This window comes from Microcoleus sp. PH2017_24_DOB_U_A (assembly GCF_020738205.1).
Lineage (GTDB): Bacteria > Cyanobacteriota > Cyanobacteriia > Cyanobacteriales > Microcoleaceae > Microcoleus.
The window spans coordinates 112,031-118,782 of record NZ_JAEQCT010000025.1; the positions used below are offsets into that span (position 1 = coordinate 112,031).

The window sequence follows — 6,752 nt, forward strand, 5'->3', positions numbered from 1 at the left end:
GATGCCTGTTCCACAATAATTATTGGAAAAGCAAGTTTTGAACAGGCAGGATGCCTGTTCCACAATAATTATTGGAGGATGCCTGTTCCACAATAATTATTGGAAAAACAAGTTTTGAACAGGCAGGATGCCTGTTCCACAATAAATATGGTCGAGGTCTAATTAACGACCGACTTCTACATCTTCGAGGATGCCGAGTGCGTCAGGAACTAGGACGGCTGCGGAGTAGTAAGCTGTGACGAGATAAGACATAATTGCCTTTTCGCTGATGCCCATGAAGCGGACAGACAAGCTAGGTTGATATTCGTCAGGGATACCAGTTTGATGTAAACCGATAACGCCTTGTTTTTCAAGACCAGTGCGGAGTAAGAGGATAGAACTGGTGCGGGTATTTGTGATGGGGATCTTGTTGCAGGGAAAGATCGGTACACCACGCCAAGCCGGAACTTGTTGGCCGCCCATGTCAATGCTTTGTGGATAGATCCCTATGCGGTTACACTCGCGAGCAAAGGCTGCGATCGTGCGAGGATGAGCCAGGAAGAAGCCAGGGTCTTTCCATACCGTAGCCAGCAATTCGTCCATGTCGTCTGGAGTAGGTGCGCCAGTGCTACTGTAAATGCGTTGTTTGAGGTCAGCGTTATGCAGCAACCCAAATTCGGGGTTGTTGATCATTTCGTGTTCTTGACGTTCCCGTAATGCCTCAACAGTCAGACGCAATTGTTGCTCGGTCTGATTCATTGGTTCATTGTACAGATCGGCTACCCTGGTACTGATCCGCAACACGGTTTGGGCAATGCTCAAATCATATTGGCGGGGTGAGAGATCGTAATCAACGAAAGTACCTGGCAACTCAGTCTCGCCGCGATGTCCCGCAGATACATTAATAGCAGCTTCACCTTCAGTAGTTTGTGGCTGGCTGAGGAGGGCGCGGAACTGATCGACCTGATTTTGTAAAGCTTCGGACTGGTTAAGGATTTGCTCAAACGCCTGTTGAGGTAATGCTAATACGATACATCTGGTAAGAGCTTTGAGGGTATACTGCCAGGTGTCTTGAGACTCTACTAGGGATTCATCACCGAAACGATCGCCATCAGCGAGTACATCTAAAACAACCTGCTCGTCATACTTGCCAAGACCAATCTTGTTAACTTTACCACGGGCGATCAACAATACTCGATCGGCTGCTTGACCTATTTCGACGATCGTGTCCCCGGCTGCGTACTCTTCCTGCACAAACTGGTTCGCCAACGCAGTTAAAACTTCTGTGTCCTCAAACCCTCTCAGCAATGGCAACTCAGTAAGTTCTTGGGGAATTACTTGTACAGTTGCGCCAGTGTTGGTGAAAGAGACTCTTCCATCACCTACGGTATAACTTAAACGACGGTTAACTCGATATACGCCACCCTTTGTTTGCACCCACGGCAACAGTTTCAACAACCACCGTGAGGTAATTTCCTGCATCTGCGGTGCAGATTTGGTGGTCGTCGCCAAATTACGGGCTGCTGCTGTACTTAAACTCAACTGAGGCTGCTGATTCTCAACATCTGAACCCGAATCATTGGAATAGGTCATAAACTAATTCTTCACTTTCTAGTTACTCAAAAAACAACTTGGTTTTACTTCACCGAAGGGCGATCGAGAAAAACCTAAGTTAGCAAGACAGATTATCTTGTAAAAAGAGACAATCAAATCGTATCTTTGACAAAAAGATACAATTCGATTCAAATTTACCGATTATTGGCCAAAAAACTGCTTGCACCGACCAAAGATTTGATGTGTGCTGCCGAAGTGCCAAACCCTGTGGGCCCGTTGAGCAGTCGCACTACTGGGGAAGCACTATTACGCAATTCAAATTCCTTATAGCGGTCTACTTTCGTATGCCACTTGAGTACGCCACACATCCATTGTTCTAGTTTCTCGACATATGCAAGCAGTTTCTCGCGAGTGCTTTCATCCAGGTTGAAATCCTCAAAAAGGGCTGGCAGTTCGGTGGCGACAATGTGTTGAAACTGCTGCGCCCGCGCGGTCATCAGATTGTTCACAATCTCGACAGCCTGGATCATATCGCAGTTGAGGAAATTCTGCACAACCAGTACGATATTATGGATTTCCCCTTCAAATTCGATTTCTTTCTGGTAGGAGAAGATATCGTTAGTGAAACAGGCAAAGTCGGCCGCGGAATTTTCCAGCGATCGCATTGGCCGACTGTAGTAAATCTCCATTGGTATCTCGCCGCCCTGGGCTAGTCGAGACAAGCTCATTGTCAAATCCGAACCAAACGTCTTACGACGCATTTCAATATAATCGATCGGGTCTGGAATCCGATTTTGAGTTTGATTGGCAAGTTCCCACACCCAACTGTCAGTCATATCCTGGATCGCACGGCGGAACTCAGTCCGCGCATTAGCAGACATCGGGCCAGCAGTTCGAGACCAAATATCTGCCAAGCCACGTTCCACCGGATTAGTCGGCACCGCTGGGGGGGTGGAGTCGTCGAGAGGCATAAACGCCGACAGTCGGGCGTTGAACACTTTCGCGCCAGCCATGTCGCGGTTATTCCCGTAGAGTGCTGGGAAGTAATCATCGGCATAGGTTCCCCAAACCAGCCAGCAAGCTGTTAAATTTAGCTCATACTCAGACCCATTCGGATGTATCCACGCACCGCATAGGGCTACATCAGCAACATCAAACTTGTGGTCATTCCAGATGAAAGCATCAGGAATGCCAGGTAGTGAGTCCAGCATCCCCATTTGGCGCGCCCATTCCTTAGAATGATTCCGCGCTGCATCCAGATTGGGATTCAAAGTAGTAGAGAAGGGCATATAAAAATTGGGCAATTTCACTGGCCCTACAGCCTGGTAGGGAACGTGAGTAAAGCTCTTGAACCTTCCTAAACCCAAGTTGGCGTATAACGACTCAAGCCGCGCCGCCGATGTGCCTAGTCCAGTAGGCCCACCCAGAATCGTTGGTGTCGCAGAATTATCCGCTTCCTGTTTGTTCATATAGCGGCTCGATCGCATATGCCACTCGTGACCGCCCGACTGCCAGTCCTGAAGTCCTTTGATATAAAGGAGAACATGGGCACGCTCTACTGGATCTACTCCGTACTCCTCAAACAGGGAAGGTAACTCGGTGACAGCAGTATTATCAAACTGATATAACCGTGAGTTCAGCAGTTCATTAGTGAGGTTAGCCGCCTCTTGGGTACTCACATTGAGGAAGCGTTCTAAGACCAATACACAGTTCGAGTTCTCGCCTTCATCTTCTACTTCTCTTTGATAGGAGAATAGGTCGTTGCGTAGATGTACTCCATCGGCAAATGTTTCTTTCAAGACCCGCATTGGTCGAGTTGCGGCAATTTTGGCCGGAACTTCTACAAACGCGGCGTGTTCCACCAGATCCGCAGACCAGGGTGCGCCGCCAACTTTACGCCGCATCTCAATGTATTCGATGGGGTTGGCAATTCGATTTTGGTTGATATTGTCAAGTTCCCACATCGACTCATCCAAGAGGTTTTTGGTACTCTCAAAGAATCGTTGCCGCCATTCCACAGACTTAGTAAAGGCGGTGCGAGACCACAGGTTTGCCAAGCCCCGCTCTACTGGGTTGGTGGGAACGGGAGGGGTGTCGTTAGGGTAGATCGGCATAAATGCTGGCAGTCGATCGAGGTATTCCTTCGCCCCAACCATGTCTTGACTACGCTTGTAGATTTCCAGAAAGTGGTCGTCAAAAAAGAATACCCACACATACCAGTCGGTTACTAAGTCTAGTTCCGTTGCTGGTGCGTCTGGATGGGTATAGGAGCACAGCAAGGCGTAGTCATGGGCATCGAATTTGCGTTCGTCCCAAATAGGCTGGCCTTGGGCTTCTTCTTTTGAGCCAAGTATCCCCATCTCGTAGGCCCATGCTTTGGAATGAACTCGCGCGGCTTCCAGGTTTGGGTTCAGCCGCGCCGGCCAAGGCATATAAAATTCTGGCAATTTAAATGGTTGCATAATCGGCGTTTAACCTTCTGTTGAGTCTTCTTGGTATTTTTGCCGACCAACGGCTGAGTTGTGGCGGTTGGCGATCGCTCTCGTCGGCCTAGCCAAGTCCAATATGTGGTTTGTGATTGTACAGTAGGCTAGTTCATATCCACGGTAGCGATCGACTCAATAAAATTTAACAAAATAGTTTGGTGAAGCAGAGCGATCGATCGCACATCTCTTGACTGCTCAGAAAAGCAGATTCAGTCCCGAATCTGTTCCGGTGTCAACAACTTCATATCCCAACCCTCAAGCAAAACTAAATCCTTGACATCCACACTAATAAGTTTCTGTGCAACAACACCCGTAAAATGATTAAATTGAGTCTCAGATTTCGAGCGATCGCCCCCCTAAAAGTCGGCGCGATCGACCAAAACAACTCACAGTATCCTTTCGTCACATTCAGTACAAGAGAGCAAGGGATGGTATTTGCAGCAACAGAAATGGATTCGTCTCAACCGGAATCCGCTTTCGACTTATCTACTTACCTAGTCGAACAAAAAAAGGCGATCGAGGTAGCTCTCGACGGTGCGATCCAGGTCATCTACCCAGAGAAAATTTACGAAGCCATGCGCTACTCACTGCTAGCAGGGGGCAAACGGCTACGTCCGATCCTGTGTCTGGCTGGGTGCGAAATCGCCGGTGGCACTTCCCAAATGGCAATGCCCACAGCTTGCGCTTTGGAAATGATCCACACCATGTCGCTAATTCACGACGATTTGCCGGCAATGGACAACGACGACTATCGGCGCGGCAAACTGACTAACCACAAAGTCTACGGCGAAGACATCGCAATTTTGGCTGGCGATGGTTTGTTGAGCTATGCCTTTGAATTTATCGCCACTAAAACTGAGAACGTACCCCCCCTACAGGTGTTGCAGACGATCGCCCATTTGGCGCGCGCGTCCGGCGCTGCTGGACTCGTAGGCGGTCAGGTACTTGACCTGGAATCGGAAGGATTGAAAGATGTTTCTATAGAAACTTTGACCTACATTCACGCTCACAAAACCGGCGCGCTGTTAGAAGCCTGCGTGGTTTGTGGGGGAATTCTGGCTGGGGCTTCTGCTGCGGATTTGCAGCGGCTTTCGCGTTTTGCTAAAAATATTGGGCTGGCTTTCCAGATAATTGATGACATTCTGGATATTACTGCTACTCAAGAAGAATTGGGCAAAACCGCTGGCAAAGATGTTCAAGCCGGAAAGGTGACTTATCCGAGTTTGTGGGGAATTGAGGAGTCTCGGCGCCAAGCCAAAGAGCTTGTTGCTGATGCTAAGGCTCAATTGGCAGTGTTTGGAAGTAAAGCCCAGCCTTTATTGGGAATCGCCGATTTTATTACCAGCCGCAGTAACTAGAAATACTAAAGAATATGCAGGAAATTTGCAGCGGCATCTTACACAATCATGTACTGATAGTTGCTTTGATCGCTTGTCTGTCGGCTCAAATCATTAAATTGCCGATCGAATTAATCAAAAATCGTAAGTTTAATCTGCGGTATTTGGTAACAACGGGCGGAATGCCCAGCTCTCACTCATCTTTTGTGGGCGCTTTGGCTGCGGGAGTCGGACAAACGATGGGATGGGAAAGTCCAGAATTTGCGATCGCAGCCATCTTTGCAATTATTGTCATGTACGACGCTGCTGGAGTCCGCCAAGCAGCAGGGAAACAAGCTCAAATCCTCAACCAAATTATCGACGAGTTTTTTGAGGAAGACCACAACTTTAATGAGGCTCGCCTGAAAGAGTTGCTGGGACACACTCCTTTTCAAGTGTTCGTCGGTTTGGGGCTGGGAATCGCGATTTCTTGGATCGCAGGGCCTGCATATTAGTCATTAGTCATTAGTTAACAGTTGACAGTTGACAGTTGACAGTTGACAGTTGACAGTTGACAGTTGACAGTTGACAGTTGACAGTTGACAGTTGACAGTTGGTTCAAATTACCAATGACTAATGACCAATGACCAATGACCAATGACTAATGACTAATTACCAATGACTAATGACTAATGACTAATGACTAATGACTAATGACTAATGACTAATGACTAATTACCAAATTCTGCTTGCAGCAAGTCATCGTTGTCATCGGCGATGGTGGCTACAATAGTAATAGCGCGTGACATTTCCCCAGCAGAGATTTCGGCGATCGTCCGAGTTGATATTACGGCAACTTGGTTGTCAACGATCGCAAAATGAGATTCTAAAGTAGCCAGCCAATTCATTTCTAGCAGTTTCCGCATTAATTCAGCTTCATTCTTTGCCGGCAACTGAAGCACAAAAGCCCAAACAGTTAAAGTATCATTTTCGGTTTCGCCCGTGAGTTGCACGAACACTTCAACGCTCCCGTACTTGAATTTCCAAAGATGTCCGCCAGCTTCATTTTGACCGACCATCACTTTTTGGTCTACAGCCATGCTGGCAATCACAGTTTCAATTTCTTCGGCATAGCTCACTGCTGTGGCTTTTTCGACCTGCTCGGAGGCGATCGCGCTTTCGCTAGAGAGGCTTTCTGCGGAAGCTGTTTGTGGGTTTGGCTCGCTGTTAGTCATGATTAATATTTAAACGGAAAAGTGTTCCAATAATCTTTACCAATACAGTTTACTTCCTCTTCAGGACTTAGCAAAATAGGACTTTTGACACTCTCCGACCTGAAGGTGCGGAGATTCTTAAGAAGCTTTGACACTCTTAAATACGCTGTCAAGACACATCTAGACGTTCAAAACAACTACCT

At 47.6% G+C, this 6,752-nt stretch carries 5 protein-coding genes; 2 read left to right on the top strand and 3 right to left on the bottom strand.

The features are described 5' to 3' along the window. Nucleotides 1-162: 162 nt before the first annotated feature. Nucleotides 163-1,572, bottom strand: coding sequence for a family 2B encapsulin nanocompartment shell protein (locus tag JGK07_RS05555; RefSeq protein ID WP_293224032.1), 1,410 nt, complete (start codon nucleotides 1,570-1,572; stop codon nucleotides 163-165). A 155-nt stretch (nucleotides 1,573-1,727) separates the two neighbouring features. After that, entirely contained in the window at nucleotides 1,728-3,995 is a 2,268-nt protein-coding gene (locus JGK07_RS05560) for a family 2 encapsulin nanocompartment cargo protein terpene cyclase (RefSeq protein ID WP_293195889.1), read from the bottom strand. Between the two features lie 452 nt (nucleotides 3,996-4,447). On the opposite strand from JGK07_RS05560, the gene crtE reads away from it, so the two are divergent. Together crtE and JGK07_RS05570 are read left to right on the top strand one after the other, a co-directional pair. Continuing rightward, entirely contained in the window at nucleotides 4,448-5,377 is a 930-nt protein-coding gene (gene crtE, locus JGK07_RS05565; RefSeq protein WP_293176548.1) for a geranylgeranyl diphosphate synthase CrtE, read from the top strand. A gap of 14 nt (nucleotides 5,378-5,391) precedes the next feature. Continuing rightward, nucleotides 5,392-5,850 carry a divergent PAP2 family protein gene (locus JGK07_RS05570; RefSeq protein ID WP_293176530.1) on the top strand — a complete coding sequence of 153 codons (459 nt, stop codon included), beginning with the start codon at nucleotides 5,392-5,394 and terminating at the stop codon, nucleotides 5,848-5,850. A gap of 216 nt (nucleotides 5,851-6,066) precedes the next feature. Here JGK07_RS05570 and JGK07_RS05575 read toward each other — a convergent pair whose 3' ends face one another. Beyond that, nucleotides 6,067-6,570 carry a YbjN domain-containing protein gene (locus JGK07_RS05575; protein ID WP_293224036.1) on the bottom strand — a complete coding sequence of 168 codons (504 nt, stop codon included), beginning with the start codon at nucleotides 6,568-6,570 and terminating at the stop codon, nucleotides 6,067-6,069. Nucleotides 6,571-6,752 lie beyond the last annotated feature (182 nt).